Here is a 20627-nt window from a genome sequence, read left to right on the forward strand (position 1 = left end):
CGCAGCAAGCGCGCCGAGCGCTTGAGCAATTTGAGGGCTCCGCGCCCGGCGCGCTTGCGCCAGACGGGAAACCGGAATACCCAAATCCGACCTGCAGACTCTCGTTATGAATGAGGGACCAGCGGGGGGCAGGTCACGTCATTTGTTGGAAAGATGCCTCCAAATGCGCTGCCTCTCGTTGCACTCGAACGCGCACTTCTCGGAGCATTCTTGAGATGAGCCAACGCGACGACGGAGACGAGAGGGATCAAGAGGAAAACGATGACCTCGCCTTGCCCTCCCATTTCGCGGGGTCCGGCACGCTGGATCACCTGGTCGATACCGCCCGTGACTATGCGCGCGCCGCGGCCTCGGACAACACGCTGAAGGCTTATGCGATTGACTGGGCGCACTTCGCGCGCTGGTGCCGGATGAAGGGGGCGGAGCCGCTGCCGCCGTCACCCGAGATGATCGGGCTTTACCTCGCGGATCTCGCGTCCGGTTCTGGGCACTCCCCTGCCCTCTCCGTCTCAACCATAGACCGCCGCTTGTCCGGTCTCGCCTGGAACTACGCGCAGCGCGGCTTTTCCCTCGATCGCAAGAACCGTCACATCGCCACTGTGCTGGCCGGAATCAAGCGCAAGCATGCGCGACCGCCGGTTCAGAAGGAAGCCATCCTGGCCGAGGACATCCTCGCGATGGTCGCCACCCTGCCCTATGATCTGCGCGGGCTGCGGGATCGCGCGATCCTGCTGCTCGGCTACGCCGGAGGTCTGCGCCGCTCGGAAATCGTCAGCCTCGACGTGAACAAAGACGACACACCGGATTCCGGCGGTTGGGTTGAGATATTCGACAAGGGTGCCCTGCTCACCCTCAATGCCAAGACCGGTTGGCGCGAAGTCGAGATCGGCCGCGGCTCGAAAGATCAGACCTGCCCCGTACATGCGCTCGAGCAATGGCTGCACTTCGCCAAGATCGACTTCGGGCCGGTCTTCGTCGGCACCTCGCGGGACGGTAAAAGGGCCTCAGAAACGCGGCTCAACGACAAGCATGTCGCACGCCTGATCAAGCGCACGGTCCTGGACGCCGGCATCCGATCCGAGCTGCCAGAAAAGGAGCGCCTGGCGCTATTCTCTGGTCACTCTCTGCGTGCCGGCCTCGCCAGTTCGGCCGAAGTCGACGAACGCTATGTCCAGAGGCAACTCGGACACGCTTCGACCGAGATGACCCGCCGCTACCAACGCAGGAGGGACCGGTTCCGCGTGAACCTGACCAAGGCCGCCGGTCTCTGAGCCCCTGCCCCTGCCTTCTCTACCATGCCACGCATCTAGCTTTCTGGAGACATCACTTCACACACACAGTGTTGTCGAAGGTCGATACCAGACCGCTTTCGCGAATTTTCCGCCCTCGGATGGCGCAAATCACGCCTCGACCATCATCGACGCCTTATTGCTCGGGACGTCCGTTGTAAGGAAGGCGGGAAAGTCAACGTCTTCGGCCTGCTCGGCGTTGAAATCGGGCGCAGACGCCCCCTGCCCCTCCGCACCGTCGAGTGCTGCCAGATCGTGGCGGCGAAGAACCTCCGGCAACCAGCCGCCTTTCAGCAGACTCTCGGTTTCGGGCGCGATCGCGCCCGTCTTTGTCAATCGACCCTTTAATTGCGGTTCTTCGTCAAGCCTGTTTCTTTTTCAATGCGGGGGTAATGGTCCTTATCGAGGTCATGGCCTCATGTTGGTGTTCGGGCCTGCTGCCGATTGAACGAGGTCCCGCAACCACCGTCCCGGCAGGACATCACAGGCTTGGTGTCAGGCTTGCAATCTCAGGGTTGGGTCAAGCGTCGATCATGCAGGTCGCTCTGGCCTTGCTCTTTACCGCGACCTCTCGACACCGACCCTTCCGGACCATTTCAGAGAGCCCGCGAGCGTCATTCTCGTCGCTTTTGTTCATCCGCACTGAGAGTGCGGCATGAGCGTGGCGGGCGTCGATGCAAACCACCGCCAGGCCGATCCGTCGGAGTTTATGCCACGGCCAGCTTGACATGCTACCGGTCTCAAAGCCGATGCGTTCGGCGTTCGGCGCCTGCTTCCCCAACAGCGCTGCCAAGGCGCCGGGGTCGGAGGCCACGCGACCCTGATAGGTGGGCCGGCCGGTCTCATCCACTTCACCGACGGAAGTCTCTTTCTGCGATACGTCCAGTCCAACATACTGTTTCAATGAAGTTTCCTCGATTGACGTTTGATTTCGTCTATCGTGGCGATGCCGGTGCTCGGTCGAGGTCCGCCTGGGCGAAATACGCGCTCGCCTTCTTCAGGATCTCGTTGGCGGTCTGCAACTCCCTGACGCCGCGCTCACGCAGCCGCTGCCTCCGTCACCGGAAATGACCGATTTTATCTTGCGGATCTGGCGTCCGGACCGGGCCCTTGCCCTGTCCTTTCCGTTTCGACAATAGACCGTCGTCTGTCTGGTCTCTCCTGGAACTACACGCAGCGCGGGTTCACCCTGGATCGCAAGAACTGGCACATCGCTACGCTGCTGGCCGGGATCTAGCGCAAGCAAACACGTCCGCCGGTGCAAAAGGCCGCAATCCTGGCGGAATATATCCTCGCGATGGTGGCCACCCAGCCCAGTGCATACACCGGAATAATGGCTGCACTATTTCCGGATCGGCGCGGGTCCTGTCTTTGAATGTTGCTCCGGTGACGGAAAACAGGCGCGCGATGCGCGGCTTTCCGACAACCACGTTGCGCGGCTGGCTAAACGGTCGTTGGTCGACGCCGGCATCCGTTTCGAGTTTACGGTATCGATGATCGCCGTGGGTTCAGGCAAAATTGTCAGCTGACAATTTCCGGGGACCCGCTGCTTTGATCATGGCTCGAAGGTTCAATTTACCCTGATCTGCCCGTTTGCTGAGACCACGGAGATAAGCACCCGGTTTCCGGATGTCAGCAATTTTCTCAAGCATACAGAGTATAGCCACTGAGACACCGTTCGGACCGATCTTTTCCCGAGCCTCTTCAAAGGTCGAGCGATCGATACCCATCATGGGATAAAGCGTGTAGGCCACTCTCAGAAGATCGCTCCAGTTCCGAGGGGCGTCTGGCAGGAAGTCGCGGTATTCCTTGCAAGAGAGCGTGACATCATCCATGGCGATGTCCTCGGCCTCACAGACAGGAGCCGTAGTACATACAGATTCGGATTTATCTGTAGTCTGTATGTGCCGCTCATTTTCGCTGTTCCTGGCGCTCATTCTCTCTGTCGGCACGTCGATCTTCCGCGTGTTGTCCAGATGGTTTTCCAGGCATTCCAGAACGTCGCGCAGGGTTTCCGCGTCCACTTTACGGCGCAAGATCCGGCGGCTGTCTTCCATCAAGGGATGGTGGGGCATAAGCGTGGCACCCTCGATCAGTCGCTGCCGCGTTGCTGCAATCCGGGCGCGCAGGCTGTCGATCTCTTGCTGCTTGCGATATTCCTCTTCGGCAGCTTCGTAGATCTGGGGCGCGAGGCGTGCCAGCGGGCTGAGGTCAAAGCCGAAGGCCAGCCCACCAAATCGGGCAAAGCGCTTGCGGTTGGCGCTGTCTTGTCTGCTGACAATTCCGGTGCGGACGAGGGTGGCCAAGTGCCGGCGCAGGGTGCTTTCCGGCATGCCGTTCAGGCGCTGTGAGAGTGTCCGGTTGGAGGGGTAGACTACCGCGAGGCCCGGCACATCGGAGAGCTCACGGTCGGGGTAAAAGGTGAGCAGGGCACGCAGCACTGTCAGCGTCCGATGGTTCAGATTGAATTGGCGCGCGGCACAGGTCAGCGTGTCCAGCAGTGCCCACTTGTCGTGTGAAACACATGGCTCGACCGGCTGCCCAAACTGGATTTGGGACAGTTCTATCATGATTTTCTTGGCGAAAGACAAAAAAATACCCCACCACCGAATCGGTGGCGTTGACAGGGTCAGTGCTGAGGGGCTATCTCAAGAGTGCGAGAAATGAGAGAGCCTTCCGGGATCCGTCCTGGGGGGCTTTTCTTTTGCCTGTCGTCGTCCTCCTTTGTCTGCTCGGTTTCGTTGCCTTCAGTCTTCCGACCGGTCTTTTTTCCAGCGGTCGTGAAGCTCTTTCACCAAGGCTTCGGCATGGCTGTCGAGCCAGAGGGCGAAATCCCCGGTGGTTGTCATGGTCAGGCCCTTGTCGGATCGCTTGACCTGCGCCAGCGGGATGCCGTCCGGGCCGGTGATCTTGCGGGAGGGCAGGGGGGGCGCCTTGGTTTTCTTTGGCGCCTTTGCACCCGTCGCCCAGGCCAGGACTTGTTCAAAACGTGCGTCGGACCCGTCGACATAAGCCAGTGTTTCCATCCGAGCCTCGACCCGCTCGCGCAGGGTCTCGTCTTGCATGGCCTCTGCCAGTTTCAGCCAGCGTTCGCGCCCGATCCCCGGAGCCGAGCCGATTTGGCGCAGGAACTCGACGTCGAAGGCCCGGCCCACTTTCAGCATCCGGCTGACCATAGGCAGGTCGATCGACAGGGCGTCGGCGACGGTCTGTCGATCATAGTCCAGCGCATCCAGTTGCGCGGCGAAACTGGCCTTTTCGATAAAGGACAGATCCTGCCGGGCGGTGTTTTCCTGGCCCTGGGCCAGCACAAGCGCCTTGTCATCGAGGTGCCGCACCATGGCCTTGACCGCCTGGCCCAGTTCGCGGAGCGCGATGACCCGCCTCCGGCCATAGACGATGTCGAAATGGCCCGGCTGATCGGCGCGTGGGCGCACGAGAACCGGCACCTGTTGTCCGTAGACACGCAAGGACTCGCGCAGGGAATCATCCGCGGTTTCATCCGTCCCAAGCCGGTCCGCGACGCCTGCGTCGTGGATCAGGGCCGGGTCGATGTCCTGCACCGCGTTTTCCTGCAACTTGGACAGCGAGCTTTGCAGCGCGCCGACGGTGCCGCGGGGCATCAACCGCTCTGCCGCGTTTCTCCGTGCCGGCGTGGCCTTTGCATCGGTGGAGAGAATTCCCTTGCGTGCCATCAGCGTCCCCATGCCTTTTGCATCAGTGCCTCAACCTCATCATTGACAGCATTCAATGAATCGACCGCGCGGTCATAGGTGTTGCGGTGAAAAGCGCTGCGCTCGACCTCATAGATGGTTTGCTGTGTCAGGCCTGCGTCTGAAATCGCAGTGGATTTCAGCATCGCATTGGTCATGACCTCTTCGCCGAAAAGCTGGCGCAGGAAGGCGACAACCTGTTGCTGGGGTCCGTCCGAAGGCTCGTAGCGGTTGATGAGGAAGCGCAGGAAATCGAACTCCATGCGCGCACCCGCGCCAGAGACGACGTCGAGCAGGTCGGCGCTCATTTGCAGGAATTGCGACATCGAGGCCACGTCCAGCATGTTGGGCACCACGGTGATGAGCACCCCGGTAGAAGCACAGAGCGCCGACATCGTGAGATAGCCCAGCTGCGGCGGACAATCGAAGATGATGACGTCGTAATCGGCCTCGACCTCTTGCAGGGCCGCGGCCATGCGGGCGTAGAAGGGGGGCTGGATGTTGTTGCGCAGGGCGGTGGGGGTCTCGTGCTCGAACTCCTGCAGGATCAGGCCGCCGGGGGCGAGGTCCAGCCCGGTGAAATAGGTCTGCTGGATGATCTGCGAGAAGGGCAGGGGGTCTTCGTAGCGGATCGCATCGTAGATCGACCCGGAATGCAGGAAATCAACCTCTGGTTGATAGCCGAAGAGGGTCGTCAACGAAGCCTGCGGGTCGATGTCCACCGCAAGGACGCGATAGCCCTTTAGCGCGAGGCGTTGCGCGGTATGAATCGAGGAGGTCGTCTTGCCGGAGCCGCCTTTGAAGTTGAGGAAGGACAGCACCTGGACCTTGTCGCCCTCGCGGCGGCCCTTGAGGTAGGCACCCGGGGATTTTGCGTTCTCTTCCAACATCTTGCGGATGGTCGTCAGATCTGCTGCGGAATAATGCCGGCGTCCGCCCGGAGTGGTGTGGACATCCGGGATGCGATCTTCGAAGTGCAATTTGCGCAGGAAGCTGGCAGAAATGTTCAAAAGGTCGGCGGCTTCTCCCGCCGAGAACAAGCGCAGTTCCTTGCGGGCATCTGGAGCAAAGCTCTTGAGCATGTGATGTTCGAGCGCAGATGCCAGGCTCTCTGCGTTCTCCCGGATACGGGAGTTGATGTGAATGGGCTTGGACACCTCTGCCACCGTCTTGCCGCCTCGTCAGGAACGCTCTTTTTCGTCAGAGCTTTGTTTTCCGTTTCTTTACGCAAGTTGAAGGGCTTTTGGCAACAGTTTCGTGCAATTGGCGCGTGTTGGCGTCGTCGCTAGATATTGTGGCAGTTCAAGAAAAGCATGCAATGTGCGGTGTAATGAGTTGAAAACCATAGGTAAATTCGAATTTTCGCCGGATCTTTCGAAATTTTCGGATCCGGAGGGGCAGGGACACGCCCTGGCTGCGGAGTCGTGGTGCGGATCAGGCACCGAATCGCGGAGCAGGGCCTGGGTCCGTTTGTTTCGGGCCCGGGTTGTCCGCGGGGACGGGACCCAGGTCATGTTGACAAGTGGCGGATCCAAAGCCTGATCGACGTGATGTCTATGACGCCGAGGAAGCTTTCCGCAGTCTTGTCGTAACGGGTGGCGACACGGCGTCCATGATCTGCTCCCAGAGCCCCGCCAGGGTCCAGCGCCGGAACCGGAGATAGACGCTGCTCTTCCGGCAGATCGCGCCGGGGAGAGCCTGTGCGGCTTTGCGCAAGGGGAGGGGGCGACCTTACCCACGGCAAAGCTCCCCGGCCGACGACCCCGGGTAAGATCCGTGAAAACCTTGCCTGACAGGCATTTGCCCGGATTGCGCCGTCCGGGGCGTGGACGCGTCCCGGCGCGGGCCTACTTCCGGGCAAAAGGAGTTTCCCTTGGTCCGCCTGATCCTTGCCGCCCTCCTGGCCATGACCTGCGCCGCCGCCGCCGAGGATCGCGCCGCCTACCTGGCGTTGGCGGAAAAGGGCTGGATGTATGAGTTGCGCGACCGGCGGATGCGCCGGGACATCCCCGTTCATATCAACGGGCGTGACCTGGCCGGGGCCGCGCTCTGCATCGTGGGGGAGCCGCCGTCAGAGGACACGCGCGCGGTGATCGCCGCCTTTGGCAACCTTGCCGCCCAGGTGCATGGCAAGCCGCTGCCCAGCCGCTATGCCGGGCCATCGGCGCGGGCCTGCGGCACCGGGCGCACCGTGGTGCTGCGGCTGTATTCCGGCGATCCGCCCGACGGCGCGCTGACCCGCGACATCGCCCGCCTGAACGAGGTCTACGGGCTGGGCCTGCCGCGGGGGCGGCACTACGCGGTCCTGTCGCCCGGCATGGCGCAGACCTTTTTCGGACGGCGCGGCACCGGCACGCATATCATGGTGCAACAAGAGGGATACCGCCCGGCGGATGCGCTGGCGCGGGCCTTTTATCGCTCGATCCTGATCGAGGAATTGTTCCAGGCCTTCACCTTCGGCATGGACGTGCTGCAATTCGACCGGCAGGGCGGTTTCCTGTCCAAGCTGCAGGAGGTCCCGACCGACCTGTCGCGCCTGCGCTGGGGCTCGCCGGAGTTCATGCGCGCGCTGCTGCAGTCCAATCCGCGCGGCCTCTGTGCCTTTGACCTGTTCATGATGCATGCCGTCGCCCGCGCGCCGGTCGACCAGACCAACGAGGCGGGGTTTCTCGACTATATCGACAGCGCCTTTGACGACCTGGCAGAGCGCGCGCGGGCCAGCATGGCGGACCCGGCGAATGCGCCGCTTCTGGCGCCGGATTGCGGTGCCGGACCCGGCTGAGGCCCGCGTCAAAGCCGATACCATCGGCTGAATTGCCAACTTGCCCCCTCGTGCCTCACGCTGTGAAGGATGCGGCATTTTCATGCCGTCATCACAGGGAGGAACGGAAAATGGCAATTCTCGACAAGCTCTTTGGCGGCGGAGACAGTGGCGACACGGCCCCGCCCGCCCCGAAATACACCCATGTGAAGATCCACCCCCAGGTGGACAACGGCATCCCGCCCACGGCGCCCGGCTTTGCCGGCGGCACGCTGACCTGCAAGTGTTCCAGCAACCCGGTCAAGGTCGAGGTCGGCGCCCAGACCGCGCATAACCACGTCTGCGGCTGCACCAAGTGCTGGAAGCCGGACGGCGCGATTTTCAGCCAGATCGCGGTGGTCGGGCGCGACCAGGTCAAGGTCACGGAAAACGCCGACAAGCTGGACATCGTGGACGCCAGCGCGGCGATCCAGCGCCATGCCTGCCGCGACTGCGGCGTGCACATGTATGGCCGGATCGAGAACACCGGCCACCCGTTTCACGGGCTGGACTTCGTGCACACGGAACTGTCGGACAAGACCGGCTGGGCGGCGCCGGAATTCGCGGCCTTCGTCTCTTCGATCATCGAATCCGGGGTCTCGCCCGACCGCATGGACGAGATCCGCGGCCGGCTGTCGGAACTGGGCCTGACGCCCTATGACTGCCTGTCGCCGCCGCTGATGGACCTGATCGCCACCCATGTGGCCAAGCAGAACGGCGCCCTGGCCTGATCCCCTCCTCGGCCGGGCGGCGGCGCGGTGCCCCGGCGAGGCGCCGCGCAAACCCGTTGCCGTGACGGAAAAAATGGACAAGGGGTGATCTTCGGGTATTTTCCGGACTTGGGAGGAAAGGCAAATGTACCATGACACGGCCACCGTGCCGGATGGATGTTTCTCATCAGTTCTGATCGTCGACGACCATCCCCTCTACAGTGACGCGCTTGCCGCGGCCCTTGGCATCGTCTTTGCGGACTGCGCCGTGCAGAAGGCCGGCACGCTGAAAGAGGCGATGACCCTGCTCAAAGGAGGGCTGGAACCGGACCTGGTGATGTTCGACCTGAAACTGCCGGACGTGACCGGGATTTCCGGCTTTCTGGAACTGCGCGACCGCATGGCCAGCACGCCGATCCTGGTGATTTCCTCGCTGGCCTCGGTTGAACTGGTGCGCACGCTGATGCGCGAGGGGGCGGCGGGCTTCCTGCCCAAGGACGCCTCGGCCAAGGTGCTGGCCTCTGTGCTGACGGAAATCGCCTCGGGGCGGAAATACTTTCCCAAGGACATCCTGCAATCGGCGCCGCAGCCCGCGGACGCCTGCGATGCCGCCGAGATGAACCCCCGCTTTGCCGAGCTGACGCCGCAGCAGAAACGCATCATGAAACTGATCTGCGCCGGCAAACCGAACAAGCAGATCGCCTATGAACTGTCGCTGGCAGAGGCCACGGTCAAGGCGCATATCACCGCGTTGTTGCGGCGCCTCGGGGTGCAGAACCGCACCCAGGCCGCCGTCATGATGGAAAACGCGACGTCCGGCACGATGGGGGCCGACCCGGAGGCGCAGGCGTTCCTGAGCCGGTAGGATGCGGGACGAAGACATCTCACCGGCCCATGTGCGGGTTGGCACTTCGACGCAGGCTGACACCGCCGCCGCGGTGCGCGAGGCCTCGGCCTGCATCGACCCGCGCGACACCTGTTTCGTGCTGGCGCTGATGCCGCAGAATTTCGACCGCGCGGTGATGGCGCAGGAGCTGAGCCGCCGCATGGAGGGTGTGCCGGTCTTTGGCTGCACCACCGCCGGGCAGATCACCGTGCGCGGCTATGAAACCGGCGCGCTGCAGCTGATCGCCTTTCCGCGCGAACATTTCCGCTGTGCCTCACTGCTGATCGAACCGCTGAAGCCGATCTCGATCACCGAGATCGCCGCGCAGGCGAAACGTCACGCGGTGCGGTTCCAGCGCACCGCCGGCTGGAACCGGCTGGCGCTGGTCCTGTCGGACGGGCTGTCGAAACAGGAAGACCTGCTGATCTCGACGCTGGAAACGGTGCTGGACGACCTGCCGGTCTTTGGCGGCTCTGCCGGGGACGGGCTGTCGTTCGGGGAAACGCTGATCCTGCACAACGGGCAGTTCCGCAGCAACGTGGCGCTGCTGATGCTGCTGGAAACCGACCTGCAGTTCCAGGGCATCGGCTTTGACCATTTCCTGCCCACGGACACGCAGCTGGTGATCACCGATGCCGACCCCGAGGAACGGCTGGTCAACGAGATCAACGGCGCCCCGGCGGCGCAGGAATATGCCCGGCTGGTGGGCTGCGGCGTCGCGGACCTGTCGCCGCAGATCTTTGCCGAAAACCCGATCCTGGTGCGCTACAACCAGAATTACTATGTCCGCGCCATCAGCAGCGTGAAGGACGGGCAGGCGCTGTCCTTTCTGGCCGCCATCGACGACGGGGTGGTGCTGACCCTGGGCAAGGGGACAGAGATCATCAAGACGCTCGAGGCCGGGCTGAGCGTGTCCGGCCCCGGCGGACTGACGCCGGATTTCATCCTTGGCTTCGACTGCGTGCTGCGCAAGCTGGAGATCGAGCAGAAACAGCTGGGGACTGAGGCCTCGGCGCTGTTCCGGGCGCACAGGGTGCTGGGCTTCAACACCTATGGCGAACAGCATTGCGGGGTTCACATGAACCAGACCTTTGTCGGTGTCGCCTTCTTCGACCCGGCGGGCAGGGCGCTGGGATGAGCCTGGTCGACGAAAACGCCCCGCCCGAGGAACAGATCGCCCGGCAGGCCAAGATCATCGACGCGCTGATGCGCCGCGCCAACCGCAGCAACGATGTCGGCGTCTCGGCCTACAGCGCCTTTCAGTCGGCCATCGAACTGCAGGCGCAGGTGGCGGCCAAGACCCGCGACCTGGAACGCGCCGCGACAGAGCTGGAAAGCGTCCGCTACGACCGCGAGCGCGCCCGCCGCACGCTGGAGGATGCGCTGTCCGCGATGGGCGAGGGGTTCGCCCTGTTCACCGGCGGGCGGCTGGACATCTGCAACGTGCTGTTCCGCACCTTCCTGCCCGACGTGGCCTTTCGCGTGCGCAAGGGGCTGCGGCTGGAAGACTACCTGCAATACATGATGCAAAGCCGCGCGCTGGTCTCGACCGACCGCGGCATCACCCGCAATTTCGCCCCCGAAGACCGCGGCAGCACCGGCGCCTCTGTCCGGTCGGTGGTGATCGAGCTGCGCGGCGACCGCTGGTACCAGCTCAGCCAGCAGCGCACCTCGTCGTCGAACGTGGTGCTTCTGCTGACGGAAATCACCTCGATCGTGCGGCAGAACCGATCCGAAAAGGAACACCTGATCGACCGGCAGGCGGCCTATATCCAGGCCGCCTTCGAGGACATGACATCCGGCGTCTGCACCTTTTCCTCTTCGGGCGAGGTGATGATGTACAACCGGCAGTTCCGGCAGTTGCTGGGCCTGCCGTTCACGCTGCTGCAAAAGGGCACGACGCTGACCCGGCTGCTGGATTTCCTGCGCAATCATTCGCTTGTGGCCGAGGATGCCGACCTGCGGGTCGAGGCCTGGCGGCGGCACCTGCAGCACGAGGGCTGGCTGCGCAAGCGCATCCGCCACGGCACCGACCGGGTGCTGGAACTGCAGGTCAACCGGCTGCCCGACGACGGGTTCCTTGTGGAACTGACCGACGTGACCCTGGAAAGCCGCGCCACGGAAATCCTTGAAAACCGGGTGCAGGAACGCACCGCCGAACTGACCGAGGCCAACCGCCGCCTGACCGAACAATACGAGGAAAAGGCCCGCGTCGAAGAGGAATTGCGCCTGGCCAAGGAACGGGCCGAGGCGGCGGTGTCGTCCAAGACGCGGTTCCTGGCGGCGGCCAGCCATGACCTGTTGCAGCCGGTGAACGCGGCCAAACTGCTCTTGGCGACGCTCAAGGAACGCACGCGGGGCACGGAATTCGCCGCCACGGTGGAACGACTGTACGGGGCTTTCGGGTCGACGGAACAGCTTTTGCATTCGCTGCTGGACATCTCGCGCCTGGAAAGCGCCGATCCCAGCGCCGTCACCCCCAGCGAAATCAGCCTGGGCGTGCTGATGCAGGGCATCTACGAAGACCAGAGCGCGCTGGCCGAACAGAAGAAGGTGCACCTGTCGGTGGTGCCCTCGGACGTGCTTGTCTGTTCCGATCCGGTCTACCTGCTGCGCTCGATCCAGAACCTTGTGGTCAACGCGATCCAGTACACCGAACCGGGGGGCCGGGTGCTGGTCGGCTGCCGCCGCCGGGGCAAGAAGGTGATCCTGCAGGTCTGGGACACGGGCATCGGCATCGGGCTGAAGGATCAGAAACGCATCTTCGAGGAATTCGCCCGGGCGGAAAACGTCTCGCTCGCCTCCGGCGTGGGGCTGGGCCTGTCGGTGGTGGACCGGGCCTGCAAGCTGTTGGGGCATCGGCTGTGGGTGCGGTCGAAACCCGGGGTCGGTTCGCTGTTCTGCATCGAGCTGGACCGGGTGCCGGGCCGCCGTGTCCCGGTCGAGCCGGCCACCGTGGCGCCGGCGGATACGGATGTCGAGCTGGAGCGCATCATCCTGGTGATCGAGAACGACCCGGACGTGCTGTTCGCCATGACGCAGAAACTGGAACACTGGGGCGCCAGCGTGCTGGCGGCGCCCTCGACCGCAGAGGCGCTGGTGCATGTGCGGGACATGGGGCTGGCGCCGGACATCGTGCTGGCGGATTACCAGCTGGACGGCGAGGATACCGGCGTGCGCGCCATTGCCGAGATCCGGCGCGAAACCGGCGTGCATGTGCCCGCCATCGTCATCACCGCCGACCGGCGCGAACAGATCCGGCGGCAGGGGGCGGAACTGGGCTTTACCGTGATGCACAAGCCGGTGCAGTTGTCCAAGCTGCGGCCGCTGATCGAATGGAAGATCCGCTGGCAATCGCCGGGCCCGGTGCTGGAGGGCGGGGCGCAGGAGCCGGCCCAAGAACAGGCACAGACAAAAGTCGGCCATGACAGCGCGCCGCAGGGGAATACTCTGGGCGCAGGGAGGCACATCACATGAAACTTCTATCCGCGATCTGCATTGCCGCAGCCCTTGCCACGGCCCCGGTGCAGGCCACGCCGGTGGAGCCGGGTGAGCATTACGAGCTGTTGTTCCGCAAGGGCACGCTGGAAGGGATCGGCGCCGAGGCGACGCTGATCTATTCGCGCGCCGTCACCAACGCGCTGGCGCCCGAGGCGGCAGAGCGCGACACCGGCGACATCGCCCTGACGCTGGGTGCCCAGGACGATCCGCTGGCCCAGCTGGAATTCCGCAAGCAGGACAAGCACCGCGGGCTGGGGCGTTTCCCGGCCAGCGTCGGCAACCCGATGATCATGTATTTCTACGAAAGCGTGATCCGCGACATGGCCGAGGCGGCGGGCGGCAGCCCCTATTACATCCGCAACCGCGTCAAGGAGGCGCTGGTTGCCCCGGCCGAGGTCGAAGAGGGCACCGCCATGTTCGACGGCCGCAGCGTACCGGTGCGCATCGTGCGGCTGCATCCCTTTGCCGAGGATCCGAACAGGGCGCGGATGAAGGGCTTTGGCGAGCTGGAAATGCGTGTCGTCATGTCCGAGGACGTGCCGGGCTGGTATCTGTCGCTGACCGCCGAGACCTCCGGCCCCGAGACGGACACGGTGTACCGTTCCGAGATGCGTTTCGAGGGGGTCGAGCAATGAAGGCGCTGGCGCTGATCCTGGCCCTCTTGCCGGGGGCCGTTCTGGCGCAAAGCGCGGCGCAACGGCTGAACGACTATCCCACCGTGGCGCGGGCGGATTACATCTTTGCCTGCATGGCGGTGAACGGGCAGACCCGCGTCGCGCTGGAGAAATGCGCCTGTTCGATCGACGAGATCGCCTCGATCCTGCCGTTCGAGGCCTACGAGCGCGCGGAAACCGTGCTGTCGATGCGCCGGGTGGGCGGCGAACGCATGGCGGTCTTCAACAGCTCTGTCGCGGCGGCGCATATCGTCGACGACATGCGCCGCGCCCAGGTCGAGGCGGAACTGGTCTGTTTCTGAGAAGGGCAGGGGGCGAACGGGGCGCGTCTGCGATGCGCGGCGTCCGCCCAATCCTGTGTCGGAGGGTCAGCCCTCCGCCAGTTTCGGCAATTCCCGGCTAAAGCTGTTTCCCTCGGTGTCGGTGGCGATGACCTTCAGCGTCGGCGCGCCGTTCTCGGTATAGGCAAAACGGAACACCGGGTCCTCGGAGACGGAAATGCCGCCATCCAGGCTGAACAGCATCTCATCGCCCTGCCAGACCTCCAGGTGGTCGATGAAATGCGCCGAGATGAACAGTTGCGTGACCTGGTCGCGCTGCAGGCCGGAATACATCGGGTGCCGGATCATGATTTCCGCCGTCCGCCGCGGGGTCGAGACCCGCGCCGCGCCGTCGGCCATGTCCAGCCGCATCTGGCCCATCACCGCCAGCGCCTGTGCCGCGTCGCCCCCGGCCGGCGCCGAACAGCCGCCCGAGGCCTTGACGAAACGCCCGGCCATGAACAGGCCCTCCGGCGTCTCGCCGATCACGCGGACGTTGGAATACTGGTTCACCCGCAGGTTCAGCGCGAAGTCCAGCGGCAGCATCGCCGGTGAGAACTCCAGCCGCGCCGCGACCGGGGCCGGGTTCTCGTCGATGACGATGGTGGCGGCGCTGATCGGAACGGAGGCGTCGGTCTGGGTGATCTCCAGCGGCACCATCGCCGCATCCGCGGCGCGATAGGGCGCCGTCACCGCGAAGGGGGCAGGGGCCTGCGATACCGGGCGGTCCCCCAGCACGTCGATCTTCATGTCCTGCCAGCTGGCGCTGTCGGTCAGCGGGTTGTCCTGCGCCGGGGCAGGGGACGACAGCAGCGCGATACAGGCAGCCGCAAGGATGGCATGTCTCATGGTGGTTCCTCCCGCGCGCAGTCTGCCACAACCGGGCCTGTCTGCGAACGCAGCGGAAAGTCTGCCCCCGTTCACATCTGCGCGCGCGGGGGCTGTCAGGGCGCGTCGTCCCCCAGCGCGGCCAGGCGGCGGGGCAGGTCGGCGCGGACGTGCAGCACGTCGACCACGGTGATCCGGTCGGGCGCGTCGATGAAGACGATGAAATGCCGGCCGACGCGGGCAAAGCGCAGATCCTCGGGCAGGGCGGGGTCGATCAGCCTGCGGCAGGGGCGCGACAGGGCGCGGCCATCGGCCAGCGCGGTGCAGCCGTCGATCAGCTCTTGCCCGTAACGCCGGGCCTGACGGGGGCCGAAGGTTTCCGCCGTCCAGCGGGCGATCTCCTGCAGGGCGGTTTCCGCCTGACGGGTGAGGACAAAGGGGCGCAAGCGCGGCTACAGGTCGAAGGCGCGGCGCAGGACTTCTTCGCCCGTGCCCTCGGCCAGGTCGCCGTTGCGGGCCTGTTCGACGCCGCGCATCAGCCGGGCGCGCATGTCCTGCAGCTCGATCTCTTCGCGTTCCAGCAGGCGCAGCCCGGCGCGCAGCGCCTCGGAGGCGTTCTGGTAGCGCCCCGAGGCGACAAGATCGTCGATGAAGCGCGATTGCGGATCGGTCAGGACAACGTTGCGGGTGGCCATGTCAGGCTCCTGTGGCGGGGTATTGGCAATATATGCCAACGGGGCCGCTTGTCCAAGGGGCCTGTCCTTCATGGGGCCTGTCCGCGGCCGGGATCAGCCGTCCTCGCGGACCTGGGCCTGCAACAGGCGGGCAATGGCATAAAGCCGCTTTTCCAGCAGGGTCGGGGTTTCGCAAAGGTAGGTGATGGATTGCTGGCGGTCGGTATAGATCGTCTGGTTCCAGTCGATCTGTTCCTCCAGCGCGTCGACCCGGTCGAAATCCGGGGTCTCGGCGGCCAGCAGGCGGTCCATCTCGCCCCGGTCCGAATCGATCTTTTCCGACAGTTCGATCTGGCTGAGCGAGAATTCCCCGATGCCCGAGATGATCCGGCTGCGCCGCTGCGCCAGCGTGTCGAAGACCTCGGCAAAGACGCGGGTGAGGATCTGCGGATCGCCCTTGTAGGTTGCGGCGAAGGCGGCCACCTCGTCTTCCAGCTCGGTCACCTCGATCCGGCGCAGGGCCAGCAATTCCGCCAGTTCGGTGATGTCCGCCTGCGCCGCCGCATCGGGCGCGGCGTTTTCGTCGGGCATGATCGGCCACATCAGGCCCATCGACATTCTTTCAACCTTACGCTGAACGCAGGGCCAGGTCGGGTCCGAGAAATCGGCCGCCTGGGCGGTGCCGAGCGGGCCGAAAACGGCCAGAACGGCGAAAATCCTAAGGGCTTTCATGGTCTCTGTCCTCCCTTTTCCGGACTATGCCCGGGGGCGCGGATCGAGTCCATGCAGCCGTATACCCACCATTGTATTGGTTGTTTTGTCGCAGGCTGCTCATCAATACTTCACCGCAAGAGGCGCCGGAAATCACTGCTCGGCGCCGTAGGAGGACAGACGATGAGAACGCGTGCCGCTGTGGCAGTCGAGGCTGGTAAGCCTTTGGAAATCATGGAAGTCGAACTGGATGGCCCCCGCGCGGGAGAGGTCCTGGTCGAGATCAAGGCCACCGGCCTGTGCCACACCGACGAATTCACCCGCTCGGGCGCCGACCCCGAGGGCATCTTTCCCGCCATCCTGGGCCACGAGGGCGCCGGCGTGGTGGTCGAAGTGGGCGAGGGGGTGACCACCCTGGAGGTGGGTGACCACGTCATCCCGCTTTACACGCCCGAGTGCCGGGAGTGCGAATACTGCCTCAACCCCAAGACGAACCTGTGCCAGAGCGTGCGGGCGACGCAGGGGCAGGGGTTGCTGCCGGACGGTACCACGCGGTTCAAGATGCTGGATGGCACGCCGATCCATCACTACATGGGCTGCTCGACCTTCGCCAACCACACGGTCGTGCCGGAAATCGCGCTGGCCAAGATCCGCAAGGACGCACCTTTCGACAAGGTTTGCTACATCGGCTGCGGCGTCACCACCGGCGTCGGCGCGGTGATCAACACCGCCAAGGTCGAGATCGGCAGCCGTGCGGTTGTCTTTGGCCTGGGCGGCATCGGGTTGAACGTCATCCAGGGCCTGCGCATGGCCGGGGCCGACCAGATCGTCGGCGTCGACCTGAACGACGGCAAGGAAGAGATGGCGCGCCACTTCGGCATGACCGATTTCGTGAACCCCTCGAAGATCGAGGGCGATCTGGTCGTGCACCTGGTCGAGCTGACCAAGGGCGGCGCCGACTACAGCTTTGACGCCACCGGCAACGTGCAGGTGATGCGCGCCGCGCTGGAATGCGCGCACAAGGGCTGGGGTGAATCGATCATCATCGGCGTGGCGCCGGCGGGGGCCGAGATCAGCACGCGGCCGTTCCAGCTGGTCACCGGCCGGGTCTGGCGCGGCACCGCCTTCGGCGGCGCGCGGGGCCGGACCGACGTGCCCAAGATCGTCGACTGGTACATGGACGGCAAGATCGAGATCGACCCGATGATCACGCACAAGCTGACCCTGGACGAGATCAACCACGGCTTTGACCTGATGCACGAGGGCAAGTCGATCCGCGCCGTCGTCGAGTTCTGATCGATGGAAATCGTCTCGGAAAACCGGAGCTTTGGCGGCGTGCAGGGCGTCTACAAACATTCGTCGAACACCTGCGGCTGCGAGATGACCTTTGCCGTCTACCTGCCGCCGCAGGCGCAGGAGGCGCCGGTGCCGCTGCTGTGGTACCTGTCCGGGCTGACCTGCAACCACGAAAACGCCATGACCAAGGGCGGGTTCCAGGAACACGCGGCGCGGCACGGGCTGGCGGTGGTCTTTCCGGATACCTCGCCGCGTGGCGCGGGCGTGGCCGACGACGAGGCCTATGACCTGGGGCAGGGCGCGGGGTTCTACGTGAACGCCACGCGTGACCCCTGGCGGCAGAACTTCCGGATGTATGACTACATCCTGACGGAACTGCGCGCCGAGGTGCTGGAAAACCTGCCGGTGCAGGACCGCCACGGCATCACCGGCCATTCGATGGGCGGGCATGGCGCGATCACGATGGCGGTGCGCAATCACGGCATGTTCGAATCCCTGTCCGCCTTTGCCCCGATCGCCAACCCGACACGGTCCGACTGGGGCCGCAAGCAGCTGAGCGCCTACCTGGGCGACGACGAAAGCGCCTGGTCCCAGCATGATTCGGCCCTGTTGCTGGACGAGTTCGGATGGAAAGGCGATCTGCTAGTGGACCAAGGTGCTAGCGACCAGTTCCTTGACCTTTTGAAACCGGAAGTACTTGCTGACAGTATGGCGCGTCGGCGCCAGCCCGGTCAGGTGCGGATTCACAAGGGATACGATCATTCGTATTTCTTCGTGAACTCCTTTGCCGGAGACCATGTGGCCTGGCATGCCGAGCGGCTGAACTGAAAAGACCACCGGAGAGATACATCCAATGATCAAGAAAATCCTGTCTGTCACCTGCCTGACCCTGCTGCCCGTCGTGGCATCCGCCGAAAGCCACGCGATGGCCGGCGACGCCGAGGCCGGCGAAAAGGTGTTCCGCAAGTGCAAGGCCTGCCACCAGGTCGGACCCGACGCCAAGAACCGCGTCGGCCCGATCCTGAACGGCATCGTGGGCCGCACCCCGGCCTCTGTCGAGGGCTTTGACTATTCAGACGTGCTGCAGGGCCTGGCGGACGAGGGCAAGACCTGGACGCCCGAGGAGCTGGCGGCCTTCCTGGAAAAGCCCCGCGACTATGCCAAGGGCACCAAGATGGCCTTTGCCGGCCTGCGCAAGGAGGATGACCGGAACGATGTGATCGCCTACCTGGCGACCTTCTCCGAGGCATCCGAATAACCGGATCACGGCGCGCCCGAAGGGGAACGCCGGTGCCCGGTCCACTGGGGAGGAGAGACCAGCGGACCGGGGTAAGACGGCCCCCGCCCGGACCGGGCGGCGGCCACCAGCACGGCCCCAGCGGCCACCCAACGGGAGGAAAATCCTAATGAAGAAGCTATCGCTTTTGACATCTGGACTCGCGCTTTGCGTTGCCACGGCGGCATATGCAAACGACGACCTGGTCAAGCAGATGAGTGACCCCGCGCAGTGGGCGATCCAGACCGGCGACTACGAGAACCAGCGCTATTCGGAACTGGACCAGATCAACACCGGCAACGTCGATGACCTGCAGGTTGCCTGGACCTTCTCGACCGGCGTCCTGCGCGGCCACGAAGGCTCGCCCCTGGTTGTCGGCGACACGATGTACGTCCACACGCCGTTCCCCAACATCGTCTACGCGCTGGACCTGGCCGACGAAGGCAAGATCAAGTGGCGCTACGAGCCCAAGCAGGACCCGGACGTCATCCCGGTGATGTGCTGTGACACGGTCAACCGCGGCGTCGCCTATGCCGACGGCAAGATCTTCCTGCACCAGGCCGACACCAAGGTCGTCGCGCTGGATTCGGAAACCGGCGAAGTGCTGTGGGAGGCCGTGAACGGCGATCCCTCGATCGGCGAGACCAACACCGCGACCGTGCTTCCGGTCAAGGACAAGGTGATCGTCGGCATCTCGGGCGGTGAATTCGGCGTCCGCGGCCACGTGACCGCCTACAACATGGAAACCGGCGAACAGGAGTGGCGCGCCTACTCGATGGGGCCGGATTCCGACATCCTGATGGACCCGGAAAACACCACCCACCTGGGCAAGCCGGTTGGCCCCGACTCGGGCATCAACACCTGGGAAGGCGATCAGTGGATGATCGGCGGCGGCACCACCTGGGGCTGGTACGCGGTCGATATGGAGGAAAACCTGGTCTACTACGGCACCGGGAACCCCTCGACCTGGAACCCGGCACAGCGTCCCGGCGACAACCGCTGGTCCATGACCATCATGGCGCGCGACATCGACACCGGCATGGCCAAGTGGGTCTACCAGATGACCCCGCATGACGAGTGGGACTACGACGGCGTCAACGAGATGATCCTGACCGACCAGGAAGTCGACGGCGAGATGCGCAAGCTGCTCACCCACTTCGACCGGAACGGCCTGGGCTACACGCTCGACCGCGTCTCGGGCGAGCTGATGGTGGCCGAGAAGTTCGACCCGGTGGTGAACTGGACGACCGGCGTCGACATGGACCCCGAGTCCGACACCTATGGCCGTCCGGCCGTGGTGGCCGAATACTCGACCGAGTACAACGGCGAGGACGTCAACTCGACCGGCATCTGCCCGGCGGCGCTTGGCTCCAAGGACCAGCAGCCGGCGGCCTATTCGCCGCGCACGGAAACCTTCTACGTGCCCACCAACCACGTCTGCATGGACTACGAGCCGTTCCGCGTGGCCTATACCGCCGGTCAGCCCTATGTCGGTGCGACGCTGGCGATGTACCCGGCCCCGGACAGCCACGGCGGCATGGGCAACTTCATCGCCTGGGACAACCTCAAGGGTGAGATCAAGTGGTCCATCCCCGAGCAGTTCTCGGTCTGGTCCGGTGCCCTGGCAACCGCGGGTGACGTGGTGTTCTACGGCACGCTCGAAGGCTACCTGAAGGCGGTCGACGCCAACACCGGCGAAGAGTTGTACAAGTTCAAGACCCCCTCGGGCATCATCGGCAACGTGATGACCTACGAGCATGACGGCAAGCAGTATGTCGGCGTTCTCTCGGGTGTCGGCGGCTGGGCCGGGATCGGTCTTGCGGCCGGCCTGACCAACCCGAACGACGGTCTTGGTGCCGTGGGCGGCTATTCGGCCCTCAGCGACTACACCGCGCTTGGTGGTCAGCTGACCGTCTTTGCCCTGCCGGACTGATCCGCGCAGCATGACA

Annotated in this window: 21 protein-coding genes and 3 pseudogenes; 13 read left to right on the forward strand and 11 right to left on the reverse strand. The window is 64.3% G+C overall.

Annotated features, from left to right (window positions below; all coding sequences use genetic code 11):
- Positions 1-215: 215 nt before the first annotated feature.
- The gene (locus G9Q80_RS02640) at positions 216-1271 is read left to right on the forward strand and encodes a tyrosine-type recombinase/integrase (protein WP_088716540.1); all 1056 of its coding nucleotides are present in this window, start codon (positions 216-218) and stop codon (positions 1269-1271) included.
- Positions 1272-1400: 129 nt separating this feature from the next.
- Here G9Q80_RS02640 and G9Q80_RS02645 read toward each other — a convergent pair whose 3' ends face one another.
- Both G9Q80_RS02645 and G9Q80_RS02650 read right to left on the reverse strand, forming a co-directional pair.
- Positions 1401-1625, reverse strand: a complete 225-nt coding sequence (locus G9Q80_RS02645) for a hypothetical protein (RefSeq protein WP_232788304.1) — start codon at positions 1623-1625, stop codon at positions 1401-1403.
- Between the two features lie 184 nt (positions 1626-1809).
- Entirely contained in the window at positions 1810-2193 is a 384-nt protein-coding gene (locus G9Q80_RS02650) for an IS110 family transposase (RefSeq protein ID WP_198550033.1), read from the reverse strand.
- 139 nt (positions 2194-2332) lie between these two features.
- Here G9Q80_RS02650 and G9Q80_RS28660 point away from each other — a divergent pair.
- Positions 2333-2764, forward strand: a pseudogene (locus G9Q80_RS28660) (hypothetical protein); the annotation flags it as partial.
- 33 nt (positions 2765-2797) lie between these two features.
- Here the strand turns inward: G9Q80_RS28660 and repC are convergent.
- From repC to G9Q80_RS28665, 5 genes and pseudogenes are all read right to left on the reverse strand, one after another.
- On the reverse strand, positions 2798-3880 hold the full coding sequence (gene repC, locus G9Q80_RS02655) for a plasmid replication protein RepC (RefSeq protein WP_133066453.1): 1083 nt from the start codon (positions 3878-3880) through the stop codon (positions 2798-2800).
- Between the two features lie 156 nt (positions 3881-4036).
- Complete coding sequence (gene repB / locus G9Q80_RS02660; protein ID WP_088716544.1) at positions 4037-4984, reverse strand: plasmid partitioning protein RepB; 948 nt, start codon at positions 4982-4984, stop codon at positions 4037-4039.
- Entirely contained in the window at positions 4984-6159 is a 1176-nt protein-coding gene (gene repA, locus G9Q80_RS02665) for a plasmid partitioning protein RepA (RefSeq protein ID WP_043144523.1), read from the reverse strand. Before repA ends, repB begins: the two co-directional genes overlap by 1 nt.
- Before the next feature lie 353 nt (positions 6160-6512).
- Positions 6513-6617 (reverse strand): annotated as a pseudogene (locus G9Q80_RS02670) (IS5/IS1182 family transposase); the annotation flags it as partial.
- Positions 6602-6710: pseudogene (locus G9Q80_RS28665) on the reverse strand (IS5/IS1182 family transposase); the annotation flags it as partial. The pseudogenes G9Q80_RS02670 and G9Q80_RS28665, both read right to left, overlap by 16 nt.
- Before the next feature lie 165 nt (positions 6711-6875).
- On the opposite strand from G9Q80_RS28665, the gene G9Q80_RS02675 reads away from it, so the two are divergent.
- The 7 genes from G9Q80_RS02675 (at position 6876) to G9Q80_RS02705 (ending at position 13875) form a co-directional block, all read left to right on the forward strand.
- On the forward strand, positions 6876-7784 hold the full coding sequence (locus tag G9Q80_RS02675; RefSeq protein ID WP_232788303.1) for a hypothetical protein: 909 nt from the start codon (positions 6876-6878) through the stop codon (positions 7782-7784).
- A gap of 110 nt (positions 7785-7894) precedes the next feature.
- Complete coding sequence (gene gfa, locus G9Q80_RS02680; RefSeq protein ID WP_088670883.1) at positions 7895-8533, forward strand: S-(hydroxymethyl)glutathione synthase; 639 nt, start codon at positions 7895-7897, stop codon at positions 8531-8533.
- 124 nt (positions 8534-8657) lie between these two features.
- Entirely contained in the window at positions 8658-9377 is a 720-nt protein-coding gene (locus G9Q80_RS02685; RefSeq protein ID WP_069211823.1) for a LuxR C-terminal-related transcriptional regulator, read from the forward strand.
- A gap of 1 nt (position 9378) precedes the next feature.
- Complete coding sequence (locus tag G9Q80_RS02690) at positions 9379-10536, forward strand: FIST N-terminal domain-containing protein (RefSeq protein ID WP_069211822.1); 1158 nt, start codon at positions 9379-9381, stop codon at positions 10534-10536.
- The gene (locus G9Q80_RS02695) at positions 10533-12875 is read left to right on the forward strand and encodes an ATP-binding response regulator (RefSeq protein WP_088670885.1); all 2343 of its coding nucleotides are present in this window, start codon (positions 10533-10535) and stop codon (positions 12873-12875) included. Before G9Q80_RS02690 ends, G9Q80_RS02695 begins: the two co-directional genes overlap by 4 nt.
- Positions 12872-13534 (forward strand): hypothetical protein, encoded by a 663-nt coding sequence (locus G9Q80_RS02700; RefSeq protein WP_088716537.1) that lies wholly within the window; start codon positions 12872-12874, stop codon positions 13532-13534. Before G9Q80_RS02695 ends, G9Q80_RS02700 begins: the two co-directional genes overlap by 4 nt.
- Positions 13531-13875 carry a hypothetical protein gene (locus G9Q80_RS02705; protein WP_088670887.1) on the forward strand — a complete coding sequence of 115 codons (345 nt, stop codon included), beginning with the start codon at positions 13531-13533 and terminating at the stop codon, positions 13873-13875. Before G9Q80_RS02700 ends, G9Q80_RS02705 begins: the two co-directional genes overlap by 4 nt.
- A 66-nt stretch (positions 13876-13941) precedes the next feature.
- Here G9Q80_RS02705 and G9Q80_RS02710 read toward each other — a convergent pair whose 3' ends face one another.
- The 4 genes from G9Q80_RS02710 to G9Q80_RS02725 form a co-directional block, all read right to left on the reverse strand.
- Entirely contained in the window at positions 13942-14742 is an 801-nt protein-coding gene (locus G9Q80_RS02710; protein WP_088716536.1) for a quinoprotein dehydrogenase-associated SoxYZ-like carrier, read from the reverse strand.
- 95 nt (positions 14743-14837) lie between these two features.
- Positions 14838-15167 carry a type II toxin-antitoxin system RelE/ParE family toxin gene (locus G9Q80_RS02715; RefSeq protein ID WP_088670889.1) on the reverse strand — a complete coding sequence of 110 codons (330 nt, stop codon included), beginning with the start codon at positions 15165-15167 and terminating at the stop codon, positions 14838-14840.
- Between the two features lie 6 nt (positions 15168-15173).
- Positions 15174-15416, reverse strand: coding sequence for a type II toxin-antitoxin system ParD family antitoxin (locus G9Q80_RS02720; RefSeq protein WP_043144395.1), 243 nt, complete (start codon positions 15414-15416; stop codon positions 15174-15176).
- A 93-nt stretch (positions 15417-15509) separates the two neighbouring features.
- Positions 15510-16127, reverse strand: coding sequence for a hypothetical protein (locus G9Q80_RS02725; RefSeq protein WP_088670890.1), 618 nt, complete (start codon positions 16125-16127; stop codon positions 15510-15512).
- A gap of 162 nt (positions 16128-16289) precedes the next feature.
- Between G9Q80_RS02725 and G9Q80_RS02730 the strand changes: the two genes are divergently transcribed.
- The 4 genes from G9Q80_RS02730 (at position 16290) to G9Q80_RS02745 (ending at position 20611) form a co-directional block, all read left to right on the forward strand.
- The gene (locus G9Q80_RS02730; RefSeq protein ID WP_088716535.1) at positions 16290-17402 is read left to right on the forward strand and encodes an S-(hydroxymethyl)glutathione dehydrogenase/class III alcohol dehydrogenase; all 1113 of its coding nucleotides are present in this window, start codon (positions 16290-16292) and stop codon (positions 17400-17402) included.
- A gap of 3 nt (positions 17403-17405) precedes the next feature.
- The gene (gene fghA / locus G9Q80_RS02735; RefSeq protein ID WP_043144398.1) at positions 17406-18230 is read left to right on the forward strand and encodes an S-formylglutathione hydrolase; all 825 of its coding nucleotides are present in this window, start codon (positions 17406-17408) and stop codon (positions 18228-18230) included.
- Between the two features lie 25 nt (positions 18231-18255).
- Positions 18256-18660, forward strand: coding sequence for a c-type cytochrome (locus tag G9Q80_RS02740; protein ID WP_069211815.1), 405 nt, complete (start codon positions 18256-18258; stop codon positions 18658-18660).
- 148 nt (positions 18661-18808) lie between these two features.
- Positions 18809-20611, forward strand: coding sequence for a methanol/ethanol family PQQ-dependent dehydrogenase (locus tag G9Q80_RS02745; protein WP_043144400.1), 1803 nt, complete (start codon positions 18809-18811; stop codon positions 20609-20611).
- Positions 20612-20627: the final 16 nt, after the last annotated feature.

Source organism: Mameliella sp. LZ-28 (assembly GCF_012274245.1).
GTDB classification, from domain to species: Bacteria; Pseudomonadota; Alphaproteobacteria; order Rhodobacterales; family Rhodobacteraceae; genus Antarctobacter; species Antarctobacter albus.